The organism is Stutzerimonas stutzeri KOS6, assembly GCF_000307775.2.
GTDB lineage: Bacteria > Pseudomonadota > Gammaproteobacteria > Pseudomonadales > Pseudomonadaceae > Stutzerimonas > Stutzerimonas stutzeri_B.
Genome location: NZ_KK020676.1, coordinates 2,000,756 through 2,026,822, shown reverse-complemented (window position 1 = coordinate 2,026,822; position 26,067 = coordinate 2,000,756). Strand labels below are relative to the sequence as shown.

The following is a 26,067-nucleotide window of genomic DNA, read 5'->3' as shown; positions in this document are numbered from 1 at the left end:
CAAGCCGCCGTTCCGAACACCGGCGCGCCTGGCGCGCCACCCCGATCGATCCGCCAGGACGCGCCCGCCGCGCCCTACCCCGGAGTGCGCCATGAATTTCTCGCAATTCTTCATCAAGCGGCCGATCTTCGCCGCCGTGCTGTCACTGGTGATCCTCATCGCCGGCGCCATCTCGCTGTTCCAGTTGCCGATCAGCGAATACCCCGAAGTGGTCCCGCCCACCGTGGTGGTGCGTGCCAACTTCCCCGGCGCCAATCCCAAGGTGATCGGCGAAACCGTCGCCTCGCCGCTGGAGCAGGCCATCACCGGCGTCGAGGGCATGCTCTACATGTCGTCCCAGGCGACCGCCGACGGCAAGCTGACACTGACCATTACCTTCGCCCTCGGCACCGATCTGGACAATGCCCAGGTGCAGGTGCAGAACCGCGTCACACGCACCATGCCGACCCTTCCCACCGAAGTGCAACGGCTGGGCGTGACCGTGGACAAGGCCTCCCCCGACCTGACCATGGTGGTGCACCTGACCTCGCCGGATCAGCGCTACGACATGCTCTACCTGTCCAACTATGCCGCGCTCAACGTCAAGGACGAGCTGGCACGGCTGGATGGCATCGGCGATGTGCAACTGTTCGGCATGGGCGATTACTCACTGCGCGTCTGGCTCGACCCGGAGAAGGTCGCCTCGCGCAACCTCACCGCCAGCGACGTGGTCAACGCGATCCGCGAGCAGAACCGCCAGGTCGCCGCCGGTGCCCTGGGCGCGCCGCCAGCGCCCGGCGCCACCGACTTCCAGCTGTCGATCAACACCCAGGGCCGCCTGGTCGACGAGGAGGAATTCGAGAACATCATCGTCCGCGCCGGCGAGGACGGCGAGATCACCCGCCTGAAGGACATCGCCCGCATCGAGCTGGGTTCCAGCCAGTACGCTCTGCGTTCGCTCCTGAACAACCAGCCGGCGGTGGCCATCCCGATCTTCCAGCGCCCCGGCTCCAACGCCATCGCCATCTCCGACCTGGTGCGCGAACGCATGGCCGAGCTCAAGCAGAGCTTCCCGCAGGGCGTGGACTACGAGATCGTCTACGACCCGACCATCTTCGTGCGCGGTTCCATCGAGGCGGTGGTACACACCCTGCTGGAAGCCATCGTGCTGGTGGTGCTGGTAGTGATCCTGTTCCTGCAGACCTGGCGCGCCTCGATCATTCCGCTGGCCGCCGTACCGGTATCACTGATCGGCACCTTCGCGGTGATGCACCTGTTCGGCTTCTCGCTCAATGCACTGTCGCTGTTCGGCCTGGTGCTGGCCATCGGCATCGTGGTGGACGACGCCATCGTGGTGGTGGAAAACGTCGAGCGCAACATCGGCCTGGGCAAGTCGCCGGTGGAGGCGACCCGCCAGGCCATGAAGGAAGTCACCGGTCCGATCATCGCCACCGCCCTGGTGCTGTGCGCGGTATTCGTGCCCACCGCGTTCATTTCCGGCCTTACCGGGCAGTTCTACCAGCAGTTCGCCTTGACCATCGCGATATCCACGGTGATCTCGGCGTTCAACTCGCTGACCCTCTCGCCAGCGCTGGCCGCGGTCCTGCTCAAGGCCCACGACGCGCCGAAGGATGGCTTTTCGCGCCTGCTCGACCGGCTGTTCGGCGGCTGGCTGTTCCGTCCGTTCAATCGGGTCTTCGATCGCGCCAGCCACGGCTACGTCGGCGTGGTGCGGCGCATCCTGCGCGGCAGCGGTATCGCACTGGTGATCTATGTCGGCCTGGTCGGCCTGGTCGGCCTGGGTTACCTGGGTTTTGCCAGCACGCCGACCGGCTTCGTTCCGCCGCAGGACAAGCAGTACCTGGTCGCCTTCGCCCAGTTGCCCGATGCCGCCACGCTCGACCGTACCGAGGATGTGATCAAGCGCATGTCGGAAATCGCTGGCAGGCATCCGGGTGTGGAAAACACCGTGGCCTTCCCCGGGCTGTCGATCAACGGCTTCACCAACAGCCCGAACAGCGGCATCGTCTTCACCCCGCTCAAGCCGTTCGATGAGCGCAAGGACCCGTCGCTTTCGGCCGCTGCCATCGCAGCCGACCTGAACGGCCAGTTCGCGCAGATCCAGGACGCCTTCATCGCCATCTTCCCGCCGCCGCCGGTACAGGGCCTGGGTACCATCGGCGGCTTCCGCGTGCAGGTGCAGGACCGTGGCAACCTGGGCTACGAGGCGCTTTACCAGCAGGTGCAGAACGTCATTGCCAAGAGCGCCGACTACCCCGAACTGGCCGGTCTGTTCACCAGCTATCAGGTCAACGTGCCGCAGGTAGATGCCGACATCGACCGCGAGAAGGCCAAGACCCACGGCGTGGCCATCGACGAGATATTCGACACCATGCAGGTGTACCTGGGCTCGCTGTACGCCAACGACTTCAACCGCTTCGGCCGTACCTACCAGGTCAACGTCCAGGCCGACCAGAAGTTCCGCCTGGCGCCGGAGCAGATCGGTCAGCTGAAAGTGCGCAACAACCGCGGCGAGATGGTGCCGCTGTCGACCTTCGTCCGCGTCACGGACAGCGCCGGTCCCGATCGGGTCATGCACTACAACGGCTTCCTCACCGCCGAGATCAACGGGGCGGCCGCGCCGGGCTACAGCTCCGGCCAGGCCGAGGCGGCCATGGAGCGCCTGCTCGAGGCCGAGCTGCCGAATGGCATGAGCTACGAATGGACCGAGCTGACCTTCCAGCAGATCCTCGCCGGCAACACCGCGGTATTCGTCTTCCCGCTCTGCGTGCTGCTGGCCTTCCTGGTGCTGGCCGCGCAGTACGAGAGCTGGAGCCTGCCGCTGGCAGTGATCCTGATCGTGCCGATGACGCTGCTCTCGGCAATTGCCGGGGTGATCCTGGCTGGTAGCGACAACAACGTGTTCACCCAGATCGGCCTGATCGTGCTGGTGGGACTGGCGTGCAAGAACGCCATCCTGCTGGTGGAATTCGCCAAGGACAAGCAGGACGAAGGCATGGACCGCCTCGCCGCGGTGCTGGAAGCCTGCCGCCTGCGCCTGCGGCCGATCCTGATGACCAGCTTCGCCTTCATCATGGGCGTGGTGCCGCTGATGCTTTCCAGCGGGGCCGGCGCCGAGATGCGCCATGCGATGGGGGTGGCGGTGTTTTCCGGGATGCTCGGCGTGACCTTCTTCGGCCTGCTGCTGACCCCGGTGTTCTATCTGGTGATTCGCGCCTTCGTCGAGAAGCGCGAAGCCCGCAAGGCGGCATTCAAGGAGGTCCGCGCATGAAGTTCTTCGCCCTTTCCCTGCTCGCCCTGAGCATCACCGCTTGCGCGGTCGGTCCGGACTACCGCGCGCCGCAACCGGAGCCGGCGCGACTGCTCCAGGCCGAGCACGGCGATCACGATCGCTCGCGCTTCGAGGCGGCCTGGTGGCGGCAGTTCGACGACCCTACCCTGGACGCCCTGGTCGGCGAAGCGCTGGGTGAAAACCGCGAGCTGCGCATCGCCTATGCCCGCCTGCGGGCGGCCCGGGCGATCCGCGACGATGTCGGCAATGATCGCCTGCCCACCGTCACGGCAGGGGCCAGCGCCGATATCGGCAAGGCCCAGCAGCCGGGCTTCAGCGAACAGCGGGTGAACGCAGAGCGCTACGATCTGGGTCTGGACATGGCCTGGGAACTCGATCTGTTCGGCCGTATCCAGCGTAGCCTGGAGGCCAGCGAAGCGCAGGCCGAGGCCGCCGAGGCCGAGCTCTACCAGTTGCAGGTGAGCCTGATCGCCGAGCTGGTGGACGCCTATGGCCAGCTGCGCGGTGCGCAGTTGCGCGAACGGATCGCCCGCGACAACCTGGCCAACCAGCGCAACTCGTATGAACTGACCGAGCAATTGCGCGAAGCCGGTGTGGGCAGCGAACTCGATGTGCTGCGCGCCGATGCCCGGCTGGCGGCCACCGAGGCCAGTCTGCCGCAGCTGCAGGCCCAGCAGACCCGCGCCCGCAACCGCATCGCCACCCTGCTCGGCCAGCGCGCCGATCAGCTCCGTGTCGACCTCTCGCCGCGCGAGCTGCCGGCGATTGCCAAGGCCCTGCCGATCGGCGACCCGGCCGAGCTGTTGCGCCGTCGCCCGGACATTCGCGCAGCCGAACGCCAGCTCGCGGCGGCAACCGCCAACGTCGGTGTGGCCACCGCCGATCTGTTTCCGCGGGTGAGCCTGTCCGGCTTTCTCGGCTTCGTCGCCGGACGCGGCTCGCAGATCGGCTCCAGCGCGGCGCAGGCCTGGGGGGTGGCACCCAGCATCAGTTGGGCGGCCTTCGACCTGGGGAGCGTGCGCGCCCGCCTGCGCGGCGCCGAGGCCGATGCCGAGGCGGCGCTGGCCGGTTACGAGCAGCAGGTGCTGCTGGCGCTGGAAGAATCCGAAAATGCCTTCAGCGACTATGCCCGCGCGCAGGAGCGCCTGCTGTCACTGCTGCGCCAGTCCAAGGCCAGCCGCGCTGCCGCGCGACAGGCGGAGATCCGCTACCGCGAAGGTACGGCGGACTTCCTCGTGCTGCTCGACGCAGAGCGCGAAAGGCTGACGGCCGAGGACGCCCAGGCGCAGGCGGAAGTGGAGCTGTATCGTGGTGTGGTAGCGCTGTACAAGGCGCTGGGGGGTGGCTGGGAACTGAATGGCCAGACGCCTCGCCAGGCAGCGGTCGCGGCGGGAGCGGAACTGGCAGCGGGGCCGGCAAAAATGTGACACGCTGCCGCTCCCGCCTGGTTGGTCAGGGAAAGCGCTTTCAGTCGTCATCTATCTTTGGCATAAGGGGCGGCCGAACGCCTGGAAGCGTACCGCGGTCGGGCCGCACGGATGCACTGCCAACCAACCAGAACGAAGAGTCCACCATGAAGCCGATCATTACCCTTGCCGGGCTCGTGCTGGCGGCCGCCAGCGCACTCGCCCAGGCAGAACCCATCGTCATCAAGTTCTCCCATGTCGTGGCTGAAGACACCCCCAAGGGCAAGGGTGCATTGCTGTTCAAGCGCCTCGCGGAGGAGCGTCTGCCCGGTCAGGTGCGTGTCGAGGTCTATCCGAATTCAACGCTGTTCGGCGATGCCACCGAACTGGAAGCCCTGCGCAACGATGAAGTCCAGCTGCTGGCACCGTCCCTGGCCAAGTTCGAGCAGTACACCAAGCAGTTGCAGGTCTTCGACCTGCCCTTCCTGTTCGACGACCTCGACGCGGTCAATCGCTTCCAGAAACGTGCCAAGGGCCGCCAGCTGCTGCGCTCGATGGAAGACAAGAACATCACCGGCCTGGCCTACTGGCACAACGGCATGAAGCAGCTCTCGGCAACCCGCATGCTGCGCCTGCCCGGCGACGCGTCGGGCCTGGAGTTCCGCATCCAGCCGTCGGCGGTACTCGAAGCGCAGTTCGCCGCGATCGGCGCCAGCAGCCGGAAGATCGCCTTCGCCGATGTCTACGACGCGTTGCGCAGCGGCACCGTGCAGGGCGCGGAGAATCCCTGGTCGAACATCTACAGCAAGAAGATGCACACCGTGCAGCCTTATATCGTCGAAACCAACCACGGCGTACTCGACTACATGGTGGTGAGCAACACGCGCTTCTGGATGAGCATGCCGCACAAGGTCCGCTTCGAACTGGAAGCGATTCTCGACGAGGTGAGCTTCATGGTGAACCGCGAAGCCGAGGAGCTGAATCAGGCCGATCTCGAGCGTATTCGCCAGGCTGGCACGTCGCAAATCGTCACGCTGACCGCCGAGGAGCGCGAGCGCTGGCGCGAGGCGATGCGGCCGGTCTGGCAACAGTTCGAGCCGCTGATCGGCGCCGATATCATCCGGGCTGCAGAAACGGTCAATCGCAAGCAGCGCAAGTAACCACTCGCAGCGGCGAAACCCCGCCTGGTGGCGGGGTTCCTTATGGCCTTGGCACAGTCACTCGGAGATGTCGGGGGACGTCGAGGGCACGGGTTCCTGATCCAGCTGCTGGCTGTCCCAACCACCGCCCAGGGCAGCGATCAGCAGGACACTGGCGGTCAGGCGGTCACCCAGCAGGGTCAGGTTGGTGCGCTGGTTGTTCAGGGCAGTGGTTTGCACGGTCGCTACGCTCAGATAATCGACGGTACCGGCACGGTACTGGTTTTCGATCAGGCGCAGCGACTCCTGAGCGGCCTCCAGTGCCTCGCGCTGCACCACCGCTTCCTGTCCTAGCACCCGCAGCTGCACCAGGTAATCCTCTACCTCACGGAAGCTGTCGAGCACGGTCTGGCGGTAGTTGGCCACCGTCTGCTCGTAGCTGGCTTCGGCCCGTTCCAGCTCGGCGCGGCGGCTGCCGAAGTCGAGCAGCGTCAGCGCCAGTTGCGGGCCCAGTGACCAGAAACGATTGGGCACGCTGAACAGATCGCTGAAGCTGCTGTTGCGATAGCCGCCACTGGCCGAGATCGTCAGGTCCGGATACCAGGCCGCCTCGGCCACACCGATGTCGGCGTTGGCCGCCATGACCAGGCGCTCCGCCGAAGCCACGTCCGGGCGGCGCTCCAGCAATTGCGAGGGCAGCGCCAGCGGCACTTCCGGCAGCGCCGGGATGTCCTGGCGCTCGGCGATGTCCAGCTCCGACGGGGCGACGCCGATCAGCACGGCGATCGCGTGCTCCATCTGCGCACGTTGCCAGCGCAGGTCGATGGCCTGGGCCTGGGTGCTCTTGAGCTGGGTCTGCGCCTGGCTGACGTCCGACTTGGGCACGATACCCGCACGGTACTGGTTTTCCGTCAGACGCAGCGAGCGCGCATAGGCTTCGACAGTCTGCTCCAGCAGGCGCTGATGCTCGTCGATCACGCGCAGTTGCAGATAGGTCTGCACCAGTTCCGCCTGCAGGCTCAGCCTGACCGCGGCAAGGTCGGCGGCACTGGCCTGCATGTTCGCCCGATTGGCTTCCAGATTGCGCCGCAGACGGCCCCAGATGTCCGCTTCCCAGGAGGCACTGAGCCCGGCCTCGTAGCTTTCGCCGACACCGCTGCTGGTCGTCGAGCCGGTCGTACCGCTGCCCTGTGCCGAGCGGCTGACGCCGGCGCTGCCGGATACGATGGGGAACAGCTGCGAACGGGCGCCACGTACCAGCGCACGTGCCTGCCGGTACTGCGCTTCTGCCGCGGCGACGTTCTGGTTGGACAGGTTCAGCCTGGCCACCAGCGCATCGAGTTCGGCATCGCCATAGAGACGCCACCATTCGCCGCGCTGGACGACATCGGCCGGCGCCGCAGGTTTCCAGCCTTCGGCCTGTTTGAATGCGGCCGACGGCGGTAGCTCCGGCCGTTGATAGTCCGGCCCCAGGGTACAGGCGCCCAGCGAAAGAGCCATCACGGCGACAGCGAGGGGGCGCAAGGCGAGGTTCAGCGACAGCGGTTTCATAGCGAGTTTTCCAGGGCGGCATCGGTGCGCACACCACGCCAGCTGTTGAAACGGTGACGCAGACGGTCCAGGTACAGATAGACCACCGGCGTGGTGTAGAGGGTCAGGATCTGGCTCAACAGCAGGCCGCCGATGATGGTCAGGCCCAGCGGCTGGCGCATCTCGGCCCCCTCCGCGCCGCCGAGCAACAGCGGCAGGGCACCGAGGATGGCGGCCATGGTCGTCATCAGGATCGGACGGAAACGCAGCAGGCAGGCACGATGGATCGAGTCGGCCGGAGACAGCCGATCATTGCGCTCGAACTGCAATGCGAGGTCGATCATCAGGATGGCGTTCTTCTTCACCACACCGATCAGCAGGAACAGGCCGAGCAGCGAGATCAGGCTGAACTGGTCGCCGGTGAGGATGATCGCCAGCAAGGCGCCAACCCCTGCCGAGGGCAGCGTCGAAAGGATGGTCAGCGGATGAATGTAGCTTTCATAGAGAACGCCCAGCACGATGTAGACCAGCAGCAAGGCGCCGAGAATCATCAGCGGCTGCCCTTGCTGAGTCGTCTGGAAGGCGCTGCCGGTGCCGCCCAGACGCCCCTGCACCTCGCTCGGCAGGCCGATGGCCGCCACGGCACGCTCGATCGCCAGGGTCGCCTGGTCGAGGCTGACGCCAGGGGCCAGGTCGAAGTCGATGTTCTCCGCGGCGAACTGCCCGTCGTGGCTGACCCGGTCTTCCTCAAGGCTGCGCTCGTAGCGGGCGAAGGCGGCCAGCGGCACGCGACGACCGTCCTCGGTGACGACATGGATCTGCTGGAGCACGTCCGGGTACTGGGCGTAGCTCGGATCGATCTCCATGACCACCTGGTACTGGTTGAGTGCCTCGTAGATGGTGGAAATCTGCCGCTGGCTGAAGGCATTGTTGAGCAGTGCCGTCACCGTGCTCATGTCGATCCCCAGACGCTTGGCGGCGTCCCGGTCGACCTTGAGGCTGATCTGCTGCGCGCCCTCGCCGTCGTTGGCATCGATGCTAGTCAGTTCCGGCAGCGCCGAAAGCGCCTGGGTCACGCGTGGCACCCAGGTGCGCAGGTCGTTCAGGTCGCTGGCCAGCAGCGTGTAGGCGTAGGCCGAACTGCTCTGCCGGCCGCCGCCGAACTGCAGGTCCTGATCAGCCATGAGGAACATCCGCCCGCCGGGCACCTGGGGCTGGTTCCTGCGGATACGCTCGATGACCTTCTGTGCCGATATCTTCCGTTCGCTCAGCGGCTTGAGCCGCACGATCATGAAGGCATTGTTGATCCCGCCCTGTCCGCCGATGAAGCCGGCCACGCTTTCCACCGCCGGATCGGCCAGCACGGCCTTGCGGAAGACTTCCATCTTCGGCTGCATGACCTGGAACGACAGACCGTCGTCACCGCGAATGAAGCCGGTCAGCTGGCCGGTGTCCTGCTGCGGCAGGAAGGTCTTGGGCACCTGCACGTAGAGCACCACGTTCAGCGCGATGGTCGCCAGCAGACTCAGCAGGGTGATGCGGCGATGACGCAGCGCCCAGCTCAGCGAGCGGTCGTAATGGCGCAGCAGCCACTGGTGCGCGGCATGGCTCCAGCGTTGCAGGCGACCGTCCTGCGCCGGCTGGTGCGGCTTCAGCCAGCGCGCGCAGAGCATCGGTGTCAGCGTCAGCGACACCAGCAGCGATACCAGGATCGCCGCCGCCAGGGTAATGGAGAACTCGCGGAACAGGCGCTCGACGATCCCGCCCATGTAGAGGATCGAGACGAACACCACCACCAGCGAGAGGTTCATCGACAACAGGGTGAAGCCGACCTCGCGAGTCCCGATGTAGGCGGCACGCAACGGCGGTATACCGTCCTCGATGTGGCGGGCGATGTTCTCCAGCACCACGATGGCATCGTCCACCACCAGGCCCGCGGCCAGGATCAGCGCCATCAGCGACAGCACGTTCAGCGAGAAGCCGAACAGGTACATCACCGCAAAGGTGCCCACCAGCGACACCGGTACGGCCAGCGCCGGTATCAGCGCGGTACGCAGGCGGCCGAGGAACAGGAACACCAGCACGATGACCAGCCCGACCGCGATCAGCAGCGTGCGCTCGGCTTCGTGCAAAGTGGCGCGGATGACCGGCGAACGATCCATGGCGATGTTCAGATCGACGCTGCCCGGCATGATTGCCTGCAGCGCGGGCAACTCGCGGCGAATGCCCTCGATGGTTTCGATGATGTTGGCGCCCGCCTGGCGGTTGACGATCAGCAGCACCGCCTGTTCGTTGTTGAAGAAGCCGCTGTTGTAGCGGTCCTCCACCGAATCTCGTACCCGGGCGACGTCGCCCAGGCGCAGCGCGGCGCCATCCTGATAGCGGATGATCAGCGGCGTGTAGTCGGCGGCCTCGTGGAGCTGGTCGTTGGCGCGCACCTGCCAGTGCCGGTCGGCATCCTCGACCATGCCCTTGGGCCGGCGCACGTTGGCATTGGCGATGGTCTGCCGCACTTCGTCCAGCGATACGCCGTACTGCTCCAGCTGTTGCGGTTGCAGCTCGACGCGCACTGCCGGCAGCGAACTGCCGCCGACCTGGATCTCGCCAACCCCGGACACCTGCGAGAGCTTCTGCGCCAGGATCGTCGAACCGATGTCGTACAGATCGGCCTTGTCGAGCACATCGGACGTGAGCGAAAGCACCATGATCGGTGCCTGCGACGGGTTGATCTTGCGGTAGGTCGGCATGCTGCGCATGCCGCTGGGCAACAGGTTGCGCGCGGCATTGATCGCCGCCTGCACGTCGCGGGCGGCGCCATTGATCTCGCGATCCAGATCGAACTGGATGATGATCCGCGTCGAGCCCTGGCTGCTGCGGCTGGTCATCTGGCTGACCCCCGCGATGCTGCCCAATGAGCGTTCCAGCGGTGTCGCCACGCTGGAGGCCATGATCTCCGGACTGGCGCCCGGCAGGCTGGCCTGCACCGTGATCACCGGGAAATCCATGTTCGGCAACGGCGATACCGGCAGCAGACCGAAGCTGACGCCACCCAGCAACAGGATCGCCAGGCTGAGCAGCATGGTCGCCACGGGACGGGCGATGAAGGGTGCGGAGAGGTTCATGCCCGCCTCTCCACGGTCGCAGGCTGGCTCACGCTTCAGCCTCCTGCAGCGTCCCGCGCCGACGGCCGAAGCGCTGGCCGAGGCGATCGAAGAACAGATAGATCACCGGCGTGGTGAACAGCGTCAGCAACTGGCTGAGCAACAGCCCGCCGACCAGCACCAGGCCCAGAGGCTGGCGCAATTCGGCGCCGGAGCCGGACGCCAGCATCAGCGGTATCGCGCCGAACAGGGCCGCCAGGGTGGTCATCAGAATCGGCCGGAAGCGCAACAGTGCCGCGCGATAGATGGCGTCCTGCGGGCTCATGCCCTGCTGCCTCTCGGCCTCCAGGGCGAAGTCGATCATCATGATCGCGTTCTTCTTGACGATGCCGATCAGCAGGATGATGCCGATGATCGCAATCAACCCCAGGTCGTTGCCGGTCAGCAGCAAGGCGAGCAGTGCCCCCACCGCCGCCGAGGGCAACGTGGAGAGGATGGTGATCGGGTGGATATAGCTCTCGTAGAGCACACCCAGCACGATGTACATGGTCACCACCGCGGCGAGGATCAGCAACAGGGTGCTCGACAGCGAAGCACGGAACGCTTCCGCAGCCCCCTGGAAGCGGGTCTGGATGCCTGCGGGCAAGCCGATCTGCTGCTCCACCGCTTCGATCACCTCCACCGCCCGGCCGAGGGAAACCCCTTCGGCGAGGTTGAACGACAGGGTAACGGCCGGGAACTGGCCGATGTGGTTGATCAACAGCGGCGCGTTGCGTTGCTCGATACTCGCCAGGCTCGACAGGCGCACCGGGGTGCCGCCCTCACTCTGCACGAACAACTGCTCCAGGGCCTGGGGGCCGAGACGACTGCCCGCCTCCGCCTCGAGCACCACGCGGTACTGGCTGGCCTGGGTGAAGATGGTGGAGATCTGCCGCTGACCGAAGGCGTCGTACAGCGCGTTGGTAATGTCGGCGACCTGAATGCCCAGGCGCGCGGCGGCGTCACGGTCGATGTCCAGGTAGATCTGCAGCCCGGCGTTCTGCAGGTCGCTGGCCACGTCGGTCAGTTCCGGGCGCTCGCGCAGGGCTTCGACCAGGCGTGGCGTCCATTCCTGCAGCAGCTCGCTATCGGGGGTTTCCAGGCTGAACTGGAATTGCGTGCGGCTGATCCTGTCCTCGATGGACAGATCCTGCACCGGCTGCAGGTACAGTTCGATACCCGGCACCCTGGCCAATTCCGGGCGCAGGCGGTCGATCACCTGGCTTGCAGTCAGGTCGCGCTCGCCGTGGGGCTTGAGGTTGATCAACAGGCGACCGCTGTTAAGCGTGACGTTGTCGCCATCGACACCGATATAGGACGACAGGCTGGCCACCGCCGGATCGGCGAGGATCACCCGTGCCAGCGCCTGCTGACGTTCGCTCATGGCGCGGAAGGAAATCGACTGTGGCGCTTCGCTGATGCCCTGGATCACGCCGGTGTCCTGCACCGGGAAAAAGCCCTTGGGCACCGCCAGATAAAGCACGACGGTCAGTCCCAGGGTCGCGACGGCAACCAGCAGGGTCAGCGTCTGGTGCCGCAGCACCCAACTCAGCCAGCGCGAATAGCCGCCGATCAGCCGCTCGACCCAGTCCGGCCTGGCTTCGTCAGCGGTCTGCGGCTTGAGCAGCTTGGCGCACATCATCGGCGTCAGCGTCAGCGACACCACCAGCGAGATCAGGATCGCCACCGCCAGGGTAATGGCGAATTCGCGGAACAGCCGGCCGACCACATCCTGCATGAACAGCAGCGGAATCAGTACGGCGATCAGCGAGAAGGTCAGCGAGATCAGGGTGAAGCCGATCTGCCGAGCACCCTTGAGCGCAGCGTTCAGCGGCGTCTCGCCCTCCTCCAGGTGCCGCGCGATGTTCTCCAGCATGACGATGGCGTCGTCCACCACGAAGCCGGTGGCGATGGTCAGCGCCATCAGCGTGAGGTTGTTCAGCGAGAAGCCGCACAGGTACATCACGGCGAAGGTGCCGACCAGCGACAGCGGCACGGCAATGGACGGGATCACCGTGGCCGAGAGTTTCTTGAGAAAGACGAAGGTCACCATCACCACCAGGACGGTGGCGAGCATCAATTCATGCTGCACATCGGTGACTGCGGCGCGAATGGTCTGGGTGCGGTCGGTGAGGACCACCACGTCGAGGCCGGCAGGCATGCTGGCGGTGATTTCCGGGAGCAGCGCCTGGATCCGCTCGACCACCTCGATGACGTTGGCGCCCGGCTGGCGCTGAATGTTCAGCAGCACCGCCTGGCTGTCGTTGGCCCAGGCCGCGAGGCGTTCGTTCTCCGCACCGTCGACGATCTCGGCGACATCCTTCAGGCGCAGCGCAGCGCCGTCCTGATAGGTGAGGATCAGCTCGGCGTATTCCTCCGGCGTCTTCAGCTGATCGTTGGCGTCGAGCATGGAGACGCGGGTCGGGCCGTCGAAATTGCCCTTGGGCTGGTTGACGTTGGAGTTGCCGATAAGCGAACGCACATCGGCCAGGGACAGGCCGTAGGCCGCCAGCGCTTCGGGATTGGTGCGAATGCGCACCGCCGGCCGCTGGCCGCCGGCGATGCTGACCATGCCGACGCCGTTGATCTGCGCCAGCTTCTGCGCCATGCGGGTATCGACCAGATCGTGCAACTGCGGCAACGGCAGCGAATCGGACGTCACTGCCAGCGTCAGTACCGGGGTGTCGGCCGGATTGACCTTGTTGTACACCGGCGGTGCCGGCAGGTCGTTGGGCAACAGATTGTTCGCCGCGTTGATCGCCGCCTGCACCTCCTGCTCGGCGACATCCAGTGCCACCTCCAGAGAGAAGCGCAAGGTTATCACCGATGCGCCGCCGGAACTGGTCGACGACATCTGCACCAGCCCTGGCATCTGTCCGAACTGGCGCTCCAGGGGAGCGGTGACGGCGCTGGTCATCACCTCCGGGCTGGCGCCCGGATAGAGGGTCATGACACGGATGGTCGGATAGTCCACTTGCGGCAGCGCCGCTACCGGCAGCAGCTTGTAGGCGATCAGGCCGGCGAGCAGGATGGCGACCATGCTCAGCGTAGTCGCCACCGGCCGCAGGATGAACAACCGGGAGATGTTCATTGCGCTTCGCGCTCCGCGGCTTCGCCGCCTCCGAGCACCGGCTTCTCGGCAGCCTCCTCGGCCATGCGCCGGCTACCCACGACCTCGACCTCGACACCGTCGCGCAGGCGGTCGGTGCCTTCCATCACCACCCGCTCGCCGACCTCCAGGCCTTCGAGCACCACCGTAGTCGCGCCGTTGGCCGGCCCGGCCTGCAGCGGCCGCAGTTGCACCTTGCTGTCGTCACCGACCACATAGGCGAAGGTACCGCGCGAGCCGAACTGCAGCGCCGCAGACGGGATCAGCACGGCATCGGGCAGGGTTTCCACGCGCAGCCGGACGTTGACGAACTGATTGGGGATCAGCAGTTCGCCCTCGTTGTCGAAACGCGCCTTGAGCCGCAGAGTACCGGTGCTGGCATCGATCTGGTTGTCGATGCTTTCCAGCACACCCTCGCCAAGCAGCATTCTTTCGCCACGATCCCAGGCCTGCACCACGAGCTTGGCGCCTTGCCGGTAACGGCTCAGCACTGGCAGCAGATCGCCTTCCGGCAAGGTGAAGCTGATCGAGGTCGGCTGGGTCTGAGTGATGACCGCCAGCGGCGTGGTGTCGTTGGCGGCAACCAGGTTGCCTGGATCGAGCTGGCGAAGGCCAACCCGGCCATTGATCGGCGAACGGATCTGCGTGAACTCCAGGTTCAGACGCGCCTCGTTGACCGCCGCCTGGTTCGCCGCCAGGGTGCCCTGGTACTGGCCGACCAGCGCTTCCTGGGTATCCAGCGTCTGCTTGGCAATGCTGTCGTCGGCATACAGACCGCGATAACGCTCGAGATCAACCTGTGCGTTCTTCAGTTGCGCGCGATTCTGCTGCAGCGTGCCCTCTGCCTGCTGCAGGGCAACCTCGTACGGCCGGGGATCGATCACCGCCAGCAGATCGCCAGCCTTGACGCGCTGGCCCTCCTCGAAGCGCAGTTCGACCAACTCGCCCCCTACCCGGCTGCGCAGGTTCACCGTATTGAGTGGCGTGACGCTGCCGAGAGCTTTCTGGAAAACCTCGAATTCGCCCTGCTCCACCTTGGCAACACGCACCGGGACCGGCCCGCCGAATGCGCCGAAACCGGGGCGACCGCCTGGGCGTTGTGGATTTTCCTGAGGTGCCGGCCATAGCCACCAGACCAGCAGTCCGATGGCGACGACGGCAAGAAAGGCGAGCAGCCAGCGAAGGCTGGAACGAGCGGGAGTTGAGTGAGCCTCGGACATGAACGGTGTTCGCTTGGAAAGGAGCGTGAACCATAAGCAGTCGCGAACCGCTCGCAAAGTGCCTTTACGGCATTTTTACGTATCCACATGTTGTATGGCGCAAAGGCATCGCTTCGGAACCATGCGCCAGGCCCCCAGTCTATTTAGCGTTCTTCTTGCAGGGCCAGCCCCACTCGTAGAGCCGAGGGCAGCTCATTTGGCTGGCCACACGTCGAATCGGACATTGCCGTGTCGTTAACAGGCCACTGCATCGGTGGCCGGATAGGATCAAGGAATGAATGCATCGCTGGTCATTCTGGCGCTGACCGTCGCCAGTTTTCTTCTCGGGTTTCTACGCGATCTGTTCATCGCCCGCTCCTTCGGCCTCAGCTGGGAAGCGGATCTGATCTTCGTCGCCCTGATTTTGCCGTTGTTCTTCGAGAACTTCCTCGGACTGGCGCTGCGCGACGCCATGATTCCCTACCTGCAGAAGCTGCGCAGCCAGTCGGAGCCCCTGTTCGAGGCGGTCGCACGCTGGCTCTACTGGCGCGTCATGCTGCTCGGTGCTGCCGCCTGTGCACTGATTGTGCTCACCAGCTACTGGGTGCTCAACGCACTGGCGCCCGGCTGGAGTGCCGAACAGGTAGCCAGCGGTCAGTTGGTGTTCTGCGTCGGGGCCTTGCTCATCGCCGTGCAGGCGGCGCTTTATTGCCAGGGCGCGCTGCTGAACATGGACAAGGTGTTCATCCTGCCGATGACGCGCACCCTGCTGCTCAACGCGGGGGCGATCGTCGGCATCCTGCTGTTCGACCCCAGCGGCATGTCGATATTCCTCGGCATGCTGCTGCCGCAAGTGGCGCTGATCATCGTGCAGCACCGGCATATCCGCTACCTGCGCGGCGAGGCGTTGCCTCTGGAGAAAGGACACGGCAGCCGGTTCGGGCTGGCCTTCGCTCCGGTGCTGTTGGCGGCCGGTGCCCAGCAGGCCTGCATACTCGCCGAGCGGATGTTCGCCTCCTTCCTCGAGGAAGGCAGCATCACCATGCTGTCGTTCGCGTTCCGCATCGTCACCATTCCGCTGACCCTGTATGCGATGTCGGTGCTATCGGTGCTGTTCCCGCAGTTTTCCTCCAGCTGGAACGACAAGGACCATGCCGCTCATGCGGCCGTCATTCGCAAGGGCCTGCTGGCAACGCTGTTGTTTCTGGTACCCGCCACGGTTGTGCTCTGTTCCTTCCCGGAGGCAGTTGTCTCGGTTCTGCTGGAGCGTGGGCAATTCGGCGCGGCGCAAACCGAGGCCACGGCTTCACTGATGGTGATCTATGCGCTCGGCCTGCCGGCCATGGGGCTTGCCCTGCTGTGGGGTCGCGCCCTGCTGGCGCAGCACCAGGCTCGTGTATTCCTGCTCATCACGCTGATCAGTTCGGCCATGACCATAGCGCTGGATGCTGCGCTTTACCGGCATTATGGTGCCGCCGGCCTGGCGCTGGCCTTCTCCGGCGGCGCCATGCTGCAGGCGCTGTTCATGGGCCTGTTCGTCTATCGGGTATCGCCCATGGGCGCCGGAGTAGCCGTGCTGGCGCGCTGGCTGGCGACCGCGCTGATCCTCGCCGGGGCGGTGCACTTCCTGCCCTCACCCCGGGGGTTCGTCGAGCTGTGCCTGTACATCGGCCTGGTACTGGTCGGGTTTGCCGCCGGGGTAACCCTGCTCGGGGAGCGCGACCTGTTCCGGCCGCGCTACTGGTCCATGCGCAAGGCCTGAAGCCGTTCCCGCAGGGTCCCAGCCGCGCAAACACGAAGGCCGCTGCACGATGCAGCGGCCTTCGTATTGCAACGCTCCTGTTCAGCCGCCCAGGGCGAGCATTCCCATGGTGTTGATACAGGGTGTCCAAGCGTCGGCCTTGATCTCGGCTGCGGCCGCATGTGGCCGGCGCTGCTCCATCACGATGTCCAGGGCACGGCTCGGCAGGATATCGATATCGTCGAAGGTAATGATCTGGCCCGGCTCGACGGCTCGCTTGAGCGCGGTCTTGCGTAGCAAGCCGATGGGAACATGATCCGGGTGTTCGGCAAGCCTGATCGCTTCGCCGCGGAACTGGAAGCCACCTATTCCCCGCTCGATCAGTTCACCCGCTTTCATGGTGCGCTTGGCAATGGCGGCGACCCCCAGGGTCGGCTGGGTGGAGTTGTTGAGCAGCACGCCGCCCCCGCCGAGGACCCGGCGCACAGTCTTGCCCACTTCCAGCGAGCAGAGGTGGAACGGGCGCACCAGCGTATAGAAGGGGCCGCGCCCGAGCTTGAAGTACTCGATGGCACGCGCCTGGTCTTGATCATGCCTGCCGACCAGGAATACGCCACCGGCCGGATAACCGGAGGGAATCACGTAATCCACGATAGGCTGTCCCGCCCGTTCGGCCATCATTCCGAGCAGGCTGGCGCTGTCGTCCAGGTTGGTGGAAGCCAGGCCCTCCATGCCTTGCCGGGTAATCGTCGCACCGAGCCCGTTGCCGATGATCACCTGCTCGATCTGCACCTTGGTGCCATCGGTGAACGAGGTCGTCTGGTCGACGCTGATCCCTTGTCGGTTGGCCCAGTAGACCATGTCCTCCGGCGAAGGATCATGATTCAGGTAGCCCTTCATGTTGCCGTAGACCAGCGGCTGGAAACCCATTTGCAGGGCGTCCTCGCGCAAGGCGGCAAGCGAGCCCGGCTGGTCACCCTCCGCTTCGGTGATGAAGCCCTTGCCTGCCAGATAGGACCCCGTGGTCACCTGCAATTCGGCATTCACGGTCACGACCTGCAATCCGGCCTCGAAGGCGCGCTCGATCACGGATGTCCCATGGAATACATCGCCGCTGCATTCGATGATCAGGTCCGAATGATCGATCAGCTCGTCCAGCGAGTTGGTCAGTACGTCTGTCAGCGGGAAGTCGGTCAGGGAAAAAAGCGGGCGGCGAGTCAGGACGCGAGAAATCTCCATGTCCTGATAATGTTGCTTGATCAACCGAACGATGCCGTAAGCGATCATTCCGGTTCCGGATATACCGATTCTTTTGATATCTGAGTTAGGCATAACTGAATCCATTCAAATGGGCATCAGCTCTATGACAGCAACCGTGCAAAAAGATTTTTACAAAAAAGTCGATTTGCGACGTTTGCAGGCTCCTGCTCACCCCTGTAGTCCTGAATCCGGGCGGCATGCAGAAGCTAGTTGCCGTGAAGGCAATCCGCTAATTGACCTCGACAGGCGGTTTTGCCCTTTTCGATGGATTTCTGTCGCCAGAAAAACGAAACGGCGAGCGCCGGTAAGGCAGCTCGCCGTCTTTGTCAGCGCAGCCGATCAGGCAAGGGACGCGATAGCCGCCTCATAGTCCGGCTCGCTACCGATCTCGCTGACCAGTTCGCTATGCAGCACGCGATCCTGCTCGTCCAGCACGATTACCGCGCGAGCGGCAACGCCGGCCAGCGGGCCGCTTGCGATGGCGACGCCGTAGTCCTCGAGGAACTCGCTGCCACGCATGGTGGACAGGTTGATCACGTTCTCCAGCCCCTCGGCGCCGCAGAAGCGTTTCTGCGCGAATGGCAGGTCGGCGGAGATGCACAGCACCACCGTGTTCTGCAGCGCGTTGGCCTGCGCGTTGAACTTGCGCACCGACGTGGCACAGGTCGGCGTGTCGATGCTGGGGAATATGTTCAGCACCTTGCGCTTGCCGGCGAACGCCGCCAGCTCGACATCGGCGAGATCGCCACCGACCAGACGGAAGGGCTTGGCCTGCTGGCCGGTTTGCGGGAAGTCGCCGGCCACCAAGATGGGTGTGCCACGCAGCGTAACTTCGGTCATTGTTGTATCCCTCGACAGGGTTGGTCAGAAAAAGGAAGGCCGTGAAGATCGACGATCTGCACGGCCTTGGAAGCTTGCCATAGCGCCGGAGCCGGCGCAGGACTTATTGAACAGCGCCCGCGCCGGGTAACATCAGCTACGTGCGAAATACTCCTTGGTCAGCTTCACCACTACCGGACTCAACAGCAGCAGCGAGATCAGGTTGGGGATCGCCATCAGGCCGTTGAGGGTGTCGGCCAACAGCCAGGCGAAGTCGAGCTGGGCGATGGCACCGAACGGCACCGCCAGAACCCAGATCACGCGGAAGGGCCAGATGGCCCGGGTGCCGACCAGGAACTCCCAGCACTTCTCGCCGAAATAGCTCCAGCCAAGGATGGTGGTGAAGGCGAAGACTACCAGCGCAATGGTCAGGATGATGCCACCGACACCCGGCATGGCCGACTCGAAGGCCGCTGCGGAGAGCGCTGAGCCGCTTTCGCCGCTGGTCCAGACGCCCGTGCAGATGATCGCCAGACCGGTCATCGAGCAGACGATGATGGTGTCGATGAACGTCCCCAGCATGCCGATCATGCCCGAGCGCACCGAACTGGTGGTGGTGCCGGCGGCCTGGGCGATACCGGCGGTACCGAGGCCCGCCTCGTTGGAGAAGATGCCGCGGGCAACACCGAAGCGAATCGCGGCCATGACCGCAGCGCCGGCGAAGCCACCGGTCGCGGCGATCGGCGTGAAGGCATGGGTGAAGATCAGGTCGAACGCTGCGGGAATCGCCGAGGCATTGACTACCAGCACCACGGCAGCGGCGATCAGGTACGCCAGGCACATGAACGGTACCAGCGACGCGGCGACCACACCGATGCGGCGAATACCGCCGAGGATCACCAGGCCGACGATCACCATGGTAATCAGACCGGTCGCCCACAGCGGCACCGAGAAGGTGGTTTCCAGCGCGTGGGCCATGCTGTTGACCTGCACCATGTTGCCGATGCCGAAGCCCGCCAGGCCACCGAAGATGGCGAAGGCGGTACCGAGCCAGACCCACTTCTTGCCGAGACCGTTCTTGATGGCATACATCGGGCCGCCGACATGCTCGCCACGATCATCCTTTTCACGGTAATGAACCGCCAGCACGACCTCGCAGTACTTGGTGGCCATGCCGACCAGCGCCGTACACCACATCCAGAACAGCGCGCCGGGGCCGCCCAGGAAGATCGCGGTAGCCACACCCGCGATGTTCCCTGTTCCCACCGTAGCAGCCAGGGACGTCATCAGCGCCTGGAACGGGCTGATTTCTCCGGTCGAATCGTCACCCTTGGCGCGACCGCGCCACATCAGAGCGAAGCCCGTGCCGATACGGGTCAGCGGCATGAACTTGAGCATGACCATCAAGAACAGGCCGGTTCCAAGGATCAGCACCAGCATGGGCGGGCCCCAGACGAGCCCGTTGACGCCATTGACGAGATTGTTCAGAAATTCCATTCGTTCACCTTATTTCTTATCGGCGAGTTCCCTCGCGTTTGGGCCGCGTCACCATGGAGCCGTTGAAAAACATGACGCTTGTGGCGGTGGTTTTTCAGCGACCAGGTAACGACGATTCCGATCAGTCCTCCCGGTCCTGTAGGACCCGAGGTACGCCAGCGCTGCAAGACTCGTGCTAGAGCGCTGTAGCGTCGCGACCGCGACAGTCGGAAGAACCGATGCTACCACTGGATATACCGATTGGAACTGTGACAATCACGCCAGATTCGATGGTCGAATCGACGCGTAGACCAGACCGAGCGGTCAGATCCCGATAGCCCATACCCGCGCCAATCGTAAACGCGGGCAAAGTGGCCTCAGCGTAGCCCAGTCTGGTGCGTACGCCAGTGGCGAACGCTGCGCCCTGGTGCGCCGTCCCGCCCCGCCCGGTCAAGCGCCCGGGACTCGTCTCGGTGCACCAGGACAGCCGTGGCGGCGCAATGGCTAGAAGTTGCGCCGGTAGAACAGATCGAGGGAGCTGGCCAGTCCGCTGGCAGCCTCGAGAAACAGCCGGCGGGTCAATTGGTAACGCAGGGCGATGGTATTGGAGGGCTCGAATACACCGACGCCGTAACGCAGCGCCAGGCGATCGGTCAGCCGCCCGGTGGCAACCAGGCTGGTGGCGGCACCCGTGCCCTCGGTATCGAGCTGGAAGTCCTGGATGCCCAGTCGCTGCGCCAGGCTGCCGGTGATCGACGAACTGCCCGCCAGGCCAAGTCCCAGAGCCGCCTGTGCCAGCAGGTTGCTGTCCCCCGTATCGCCGCCCAGCGGCCGGCCGAGCACCAGATAGGCCAGCGCCTGTTCCTGGCTCATGGCCGGCTCGGAGAAGACATCGATCCGTGGCTGCTCCGCGCTGCCGGTGATGCGCAACCCGGCGACCACGTTCTCGGCATCGATTCGGCGAATCGCTTCGATATTGAGGAATGGCTGACTGAGCACACCGGTAAACAGCAGTTCCGCACGGCGAATGGTGAGACGCTGGCCATAAGCGCGATAACGGCCATTGTTCAGTTGCAGCTCACCGCGCGCATCGAGGTTATCGCCAATATGCAGGTAACCCGCGAGGTCGGCGGTGAGACCGAAGCCGGAGAAGCGCAGGCGATCCTGGCCCACCTCGACATCGACATCCATCCTCATGGCCAGCGGCGTTGCCGGTTCCTCGGCTTCACGACCGACGATCACCGTGTCCTCGGAAACCTTTACCGTCGTCGGCGGCAGCTCGCGCACCGTGATGGCGCCGCGCGGCACTTGCACGCGCCCGCTCAGCAGCAGCTCCCGACCACTCAGCTCGACGCGCAGGTCGGGCTCCACTTCGAGTTCTGCATAGGGCTCGACCACCACCGGCAGGCGACTGCCCCTGATGGCCAGGTCCAGATCCAGCTCGTCGGCCCAGTCCACCACGCCGCTCAGGGTGCCACGCCCCTCTTCTCCGGCATGCCAGTCGCCATCGACGGCAAGGCGTTCACCCTCGATCAGCATGCGCATCCGCAACTGTTCGAAGGTGGTGGGCAGTTCGCTGCCGGCTATTTCGCCTCCCGTCAACAGCAGCTGACCGTTCAGCCTGGGCTGCTGCAGGCTGCCGGCCAGTTGGCCGCTGCCGTTCAGTTCTCCGTTGAGCCGCTCGACCATGGGCATGAAGGGCCGGGCGATGGCCAGATCGAGCCCGCCCAGGCGAAACTCACCATCGATCGGCATGGTTTCCGGGCGCGGGTCGATATGCAGCTGCAGGTCGAGCTCGCCCAGCTCATCGCCGCGGAAACGCAGTTCACTGTCGATCCGCTCCGGTAACAGACGGCTGTTGAGCGACAACGTCTGGTAAGGGAAGTCGTGCCAGACCTCGGCTTCCCGAATGCGCAGGACACCAGGCCCGGCAGTCAATAGCACACGCCCCGTCGGTCCGCTGGCGGGCAGATCCAGTTCGACATCGGCGTTCAACTCGCCCTGCCAGCGGAAATCCTCGGGCAGGTATTCGGCCAGCGATTGCAAGCCAAAGTCGCGCAGACGATAGCGGATGCGTGGATCGGGCAGCAGCCGCTGGTCCTCGGCACAAAGGCTCGCCGGCCCGGACTGCCAGCAGTGCGCACCGAGCTCGAGCCTGCCGTCGGCAAGCCGTTGCAGCGCAGCGGGACGCTGCAATGCCCAGTCCTGCTGCTTTGCCCTGAGCTCGCCGCGCGACAGCCGACCTATCCAGTCGGCGCCACGCAACCCGCCGTCGAAGCCCAGCACCAGATCCAGCAACGGCCCCTGCAGAGTCACCTCAGCCTGGTGCTTCTCGGCCGTTCCGGCGGCATCGACCTGCAAGGTTCCGAGTTCGGTTTCGCCTGCACGAATGCGCTGGGCGTTCAGCGTCAGACGGCCACGCTCGCCAGCGGACAGCTCGCCCTGAAGACCGAGGCGACGCAGCCGGTGGTCCTGATAGCCGAGCCGGCGCCCGTTCAGCTCGGCGCGCCCGCTCGGCGCAGCGGCCGTGCCGCTCAGCAGGACCTGCCCGCTGAGCTGCCCACTCAGGTCTGGCCAGAGCTGGGCCAGACGGACCAGTTCCAGTTGCACCCGACCATCCAGTGTCGGCCCCCAGCGGCCACGTCCGTGGATACGGTTGTCACCCATGCGCACATTGATGCCGGGCACGTCCCAGCGATCGTCCTCGCCGCTGACCTGCAGTTGCAACTGGGCGCGCTGCCCGCGCAGGCGGCCAGCAATGTCGAGGCTCGCTTCGGCCTGCAGGCGCTCATCACGCAGCGCACCCTGGCTGCGCAGCGAACCGCCGAGCCTGCCCGGCAGTTCGGCCAGCCAGTAGGCCGGATCGAGATCGCTGAGGGCCAGGTCCGCCTTCCAGTCGATGCCCTGGGCAAAACCGATACTGAGCGAACCGCTTGCACTACCCTGCCCGGCTCGCAATTGCAGCTGCGGCAGATGCACGGTTTCAAGGTTGCCGCTAACCGGGCTGTTCAGCGTGAAGTCGCCTGCCGGACCGCTCATGGCAGATTCGAAATTGCCCAGGTAGTTGCCATCGACGTACTGGATCTGGGCCTTGAGCTGGCGCAGCGTCACTGGCGGCTCTTCGATCTGCGGATAGAGCCGCTGCCAGGGGAAGTCGCGCCACGACAGCTCGGCATTCGCGGCGAGGCCGTCCTGCCAGTCCACATCGCCGCTCAGCCGGATGGCACGCTGCTCGCCGGCGTCCAGTTCCAGCACGTCGAGCTGCGCGCCACTCGGGCTGACCACACCTTCGAGCGCCACGCCCACGGCGCCAGCGTCAGCGGGCAGGTGGGTGGTGCCCAGCACACGGTAGCCCTCCGCCATATTGCCGCTCGCAGTCAGCTCGAGGTCGTGCAGGCGCAAGGTGTCCGGCAGGTCGGGCAAGGCCTTGAAGGCATCGGCATGCAGCCTGATGGTTGCCGGAAGTTGCTCGTCGAGCGGTCGCAACTGGCCGCTGAGCGTGCCATCGAGATAACCCTGGCTCTGCATCTGCACGTGCAGTTGCTCGCGTAGCTCACCCTCGACGGCGATCATCAGCGCCCAGGGCTGCTCGTCCGGCGACTGCAACGCTGCCTGTCCGCCCAGCGTCAACGGCCAATCACCGCTGGGCTGCAGCCGGCCGCTCAGCGACAGGTCAATGTCACTCCTGAGCACGTCGAGCCGCTGGATATCCAACCCCTCGGCGTGCCAGTTCGCGCGCAGTTGCAGGCGCCGCAGCTGCTCGGTGTCGTTCAGGCGTAGCCGGCCGATGTCGACCCGCTCGACCTGCAGCGCCAACGGCAGATGGATTTCCGGCAGGCTGAAAGGCTCCGCGTCGGGCTCCGGCTCGCTGGGCGGGAAACGCAGGTCGATGTCACCACTGACCAGCTCGTCGATGCACAGCGTGCGCTTGAGCAGGCAAGACGGCGACCAGGCAAGACCAGGCTGGCTGACCTCGACGCGGCTGCCGCCCTGCTCCCAGATCAGCCGCTCGGCCTGCCAGCGCTGCCCGAGTCGGCCATCGAACGCTTCGACCGTCAGCCCCGGCACCAGGGTCAGCAGCCAGCGACTGCCGCTGGTGGTGCCGAGCAGCAAGCCAAGCGTCAGCACCAGCAGCAGAACCAGGCCTAGCAGCGTCAGGGCGATCCCCCGGCCGACGCGCCTCACAGCTCAGGCCCCATGGAAAAGTGCAGCCGCACGCCGCCTTCGCTATCCAGCGGATGGGCCACGTCGACGCGGATCGGGCCGACTGGCGAAACCCAGCGCACACCGACCCCGACACTGCTCTTGAGGGTGGGGATTTCCAGCGAGTTGAATGCGTTGCCCTGATCGACGAAGGTCGCGATACGCCATTTCTCGGCGATCGAATACTGATACTCGGCACTGACGGCGAACTGGTAACGGCCACCGATCTTGTCGCCATCGGAGTTGCTCGGCGACAGACTCTGGTAGTCGTAGCCACGCACGCTCTGGTCGCCACCGGCGAAATAGCGTAGCGAAGGCGGCACGTTGACGTATTCGTCGGTCCAGTTGCCACCGAGCTGTACCCGCCCGAGAAAGCGATGCCGCCGCCCCACTGTGGTCAGCCCGCGCACCAGCATGTTGGCATGCACCAGGTCCGCGTCCGACAGCACGCCGGCCTTGGCCGCGGCCACCTCGAACTGCAGGCGGTAGCCATGACTCGGATCGATCCGGTTGTCGCTGCGAAGATAGCTGTAGGCCACGCCAGGCATCAGCAGCGTACTGATCCCGGAATCGTCGCCGAGGCGATACTCCTCATGCTGCCATTTCAGGGAAACCACTCGCAGCCAGCCACTGGACAGCTGGCTGTGCCATTCCGGGCCAAGCCTGAGCAGGCGGCTCAGGCTGTCGGTGCCGGCGATCTCTTCGTACTGGTAGCCGCCAACGAAGCGCAGCTTGTCGGTCAATGGCGGGTCGAGCGGGATGTCGTACCAGAGTCCGACATTCTGCCGCGGCGCCGAGAGCTCCGTCTCGGCGCCATAGCTGTGCCCCTGCGGGTTGACCCAGTGGCGCGTCCAGTCCAGCCGTACGCGCGGGCCGACATCGGTGGAGTAACCCAGTCCCAGGCCAAAGGTGCGCGGCTTTCGCGTCACCAGGCTGACCGCCACCGGGATGCGCTGCTGGTTGGCACTGCCGGGGTTGGCGTCGACCCGCACGCCCTCGAAGTAGCCGCTCGATTGCAGCGCCTGAGTCAGTTCCGCAATCAATTCGGAGTCGTACGGCGTATTGGCGTCGAACGGCACCATGCGGGCAAGCAGCTCGTCATCGAACGGCGCATCGCCTTCGAAGCGCACATCGCCCAGGCGGTAACGTGGCCCGCTGTCGAACAGCAACTCGATATCGGCGGCATTATCCCGCGGATCGACCGCCAGCCGCTGGCGGGTGAAACGCCCATCGAAATAGCCGAAGCGCGAAGCCTGGTTGAGGAACTGCTGCTTCACGTCCTCGTAGCGCCCGTGATGGAGTACGTCACCCTGGCGCAAGCTGCGCTGGTCGACGCTGAAACCGGGAAACTCGGCGGCCGGCCCTTCCAGACGGACGCTGATGCTACGCAGGCGCACCGGCTCGCCGGCCTGCACGCGCAGCACCAGAGTCGGCTCGTCACCTTCACGTACGTCGCTTCGAATGCGGCTGCGGTAGTAACCCAGCGCTTGCAGCGCCTTCTCCGCCTGGCGCTGGGCTACCCTGCCGTAGCGCAGCAGCTCGCGCGCATCGCGATCACCGAGGTCGCCTATATAGTTTTCGATGTTTTCCCGGAGTGCGCGGTTCTCCGGCTCGATACGAACGTCGAGCTCAGCGGCGCTGGCCGGGATACCGCACAACATCAGGAACGCGGCTGCCAGCGGGCCGATTCGGTTCGTTCTGCTCATGGCGCGCAATGCTAGCACGAGCTGCCTGGCATGCCCGAGGCCCCGGG

Annotated in this window: 13 protein-coding genes; 4 read left to right on the top strand and 9 right to left on the bottom strand. The window is 65.1% G+C overall.

Annotated elements, in window-relative coordinates; genetic code table 11:
* Positions 1-91: 91 nt before the first annotated feature.
* The 3 genes from B597_RS37410 (at position 92) to B597_RS37400 (ending at position 5,858) form a co-directional block, all read left to right on the top strand.
* Entirely contained in the window at positions 92-3,271 is a 3,180-nt protein-coding gene (locus B597_RS37410; RefSeq protein WP_024162154.1) for an efflux RND transporter permease subunit, read from the top strand.
* Positions 3,268-4,719, top strand: a complete 1,452-nt coding sequence (locus B597_RS37405) for an efflux transporter outer membrane subunit (protein WP_024162153.1) — start codon at positions 3,268-3,270, stop codon at positions 4,717-4,719. The genes B597_RS37410 and B597_RS37405 overlap by 4 nt, the downstream gene beginning before the upstream one ends.
* 146 nt (positions 4,720-4,865) lie before the next feature.
* The gene (locus tag B597_RS37400) at positions 4,866-5,858 is read left to right on the top strand and encodes a TRAP transporter substrate-binding protein (RefSeq protein WP_003297598.1); all 993 of its coding nucleotides are present in this window, start codon (positions 4,866-4,868) and stop codon (positions 5,856-5,858) included.
* A gap of 57 nt (positions 5,859-5,915) precedes the next feature.
* On the opposite strand, the gene B597_RS37395 is transcribed toward B597_RS37400, so the two are convergent.
* From B597_RS37395 to B597_RS37380, 4 genes are read right to left on the bottom strand one after another with little or no spacing between them, the layout of a single operon-like run.
* On the bottom strand, positions 5,916-7,388 hold the full coding sequence (locus tag B597_RS37395; RefSeq protein WP_024162152.1) for an efflux transporter outer membrane subunit: 1,473 nt from the start codon (positions 7,386-7,388) through the stop codon (positions 5,916-5,918).
* Positions 7,385-10,489 carry an efflux RND transporter permease subunit gene (locus B597_RS37390; protein WP_024162151.1) on the bottom strand — a complete coding sequence of 1,035 codons (3,105 nt, stop codon included), beginning with the start codon at positions 10,487-10,489 and terminating at the stop codon, positions 7,385-7,387. The genes B597_RS37395 and B597_RS37390 overlap by 4 nt, the downstream gene beginning before the upstream one ends.
* A 28-nt stretch (positions 10,490-10,517) precedes the next feature.
* On the bottom strand, positions 10,518-13,598 hold the full coding sequence (locus B597_RS37385; RefSeq protein ID WP_003297593.1) for an MdtB/MuxB family multidrug efflux RND transporter permease subunit: 3,081 nt from the start codon (positions 13,596-13,598) through the stop codon (positions 10,518-10,520).
* Entirely contained in the window at positions 13,595-14,836 is a 1,242-nt protein-coding gene (locus B597_RS37380) for an MdtA/MuxA family multidrug efflux RND transporter periplasmic adaptor subunit (protein ID WP_003297591.1), read from the bottom strand. The genes B597_RS37385 and B597_RS37380 overlap by 4 nt, the downstream gene beginning before the upstream one ends.
* A gap of 274 nt (positions 14,837-15,110) precedes the next feature.
* Here B597_RS37380 and murJ point away from each other — a divergent pair, with 274 nt between their 5' ends.
* A complete protein-coding gene (murJ, locus tag B597_RS37375) occupies positions 15,111-16,577 on the top strand; it encodes a murein biosynthesis integral membrane protein MurJ (RefSeq protein WP_024162150.1) in 1,467 nt (488 codons plus the stop codon).
* Positions 16,578-16,658: 81 nt separating this feature from the next.
* Here the strand turns inward: murJ and B597_RS37370 are convergent, their stop codons facing one another.
* The 5 genes from B597_RS37370 to B597_RS37350 all read right to left on the bottom strand — a co-directional run bounded on the left by B597_RS37370 (position 16,659) and on the right by B597_RS37350 (position 26,020).
* Entirely contained in the window at positions 16,659-17,843 is a 1,185-nt protein-coding gene (locus tag B597_RS37370) for an NAD(P)-dependent oxidoreductase (RefSeq protein ID WP_024162149.1), read from the bottom strand.
* Positions 17,844-18,155: 312 nt separating this feature from the next.
* Positions 18,156-18,656 carry a thiol peroxidase gene (gene tpx / locus B597_RS37365; RefSeq protein ID WP_024162148.1) on the bottom strand — a complete coding sequence of 167 codons (501 nt, stop codon included), beginning with the start codon at positions 18,654-18,656 and terminating at the stop codon, positions 18,156-18,158.
* A gap of 132 nt (positions 18,657-18,788) precedes the next feature.
* Positions 18,789-20,132 carry an alanine/glycine:cation symporter family protein gene (locus B597_RS37360; protein WP_003297585.1) on the bottom strand — a complete coding sequence of 448 codons (1,344 nt, stop codon included), beginning with the start codon at positions 20,130-20,132 and terminating at the stop codon, positions 18,789-18,791.
* A gap of 483 nt (positions 20,133-20,615) precedes the next feature.
* Complete coding sequence (locus B597_RS37355) at positions 20,616-24,296, bottom strand: translocation/assembly module TamB domain-containing protein (protein ID WP_003297584.1); 3,681 nt, start codon at positions 24,294-24,296, stop codon at positions 20,616-20,618.
* Positions 24,293-26,020 carry an autotransporter assembly complex protein TamA gene (locus B597_RS37350; RefSeq protein WP_003297583.1) on the bottom strand — a complete coding sequence of 576 codons (1,728 nt, stop codon included), beginning with the start codon at positions 26,018-26,020 and terminating at the stop codon, positions 24,293-24,295. Before B597_RS37350 ends, B597_RS37355 begins: the two co-directional genes overlap by 4 nt.
* Positions 26,021-26,067 lie beyond the last annotated feature (47 nt).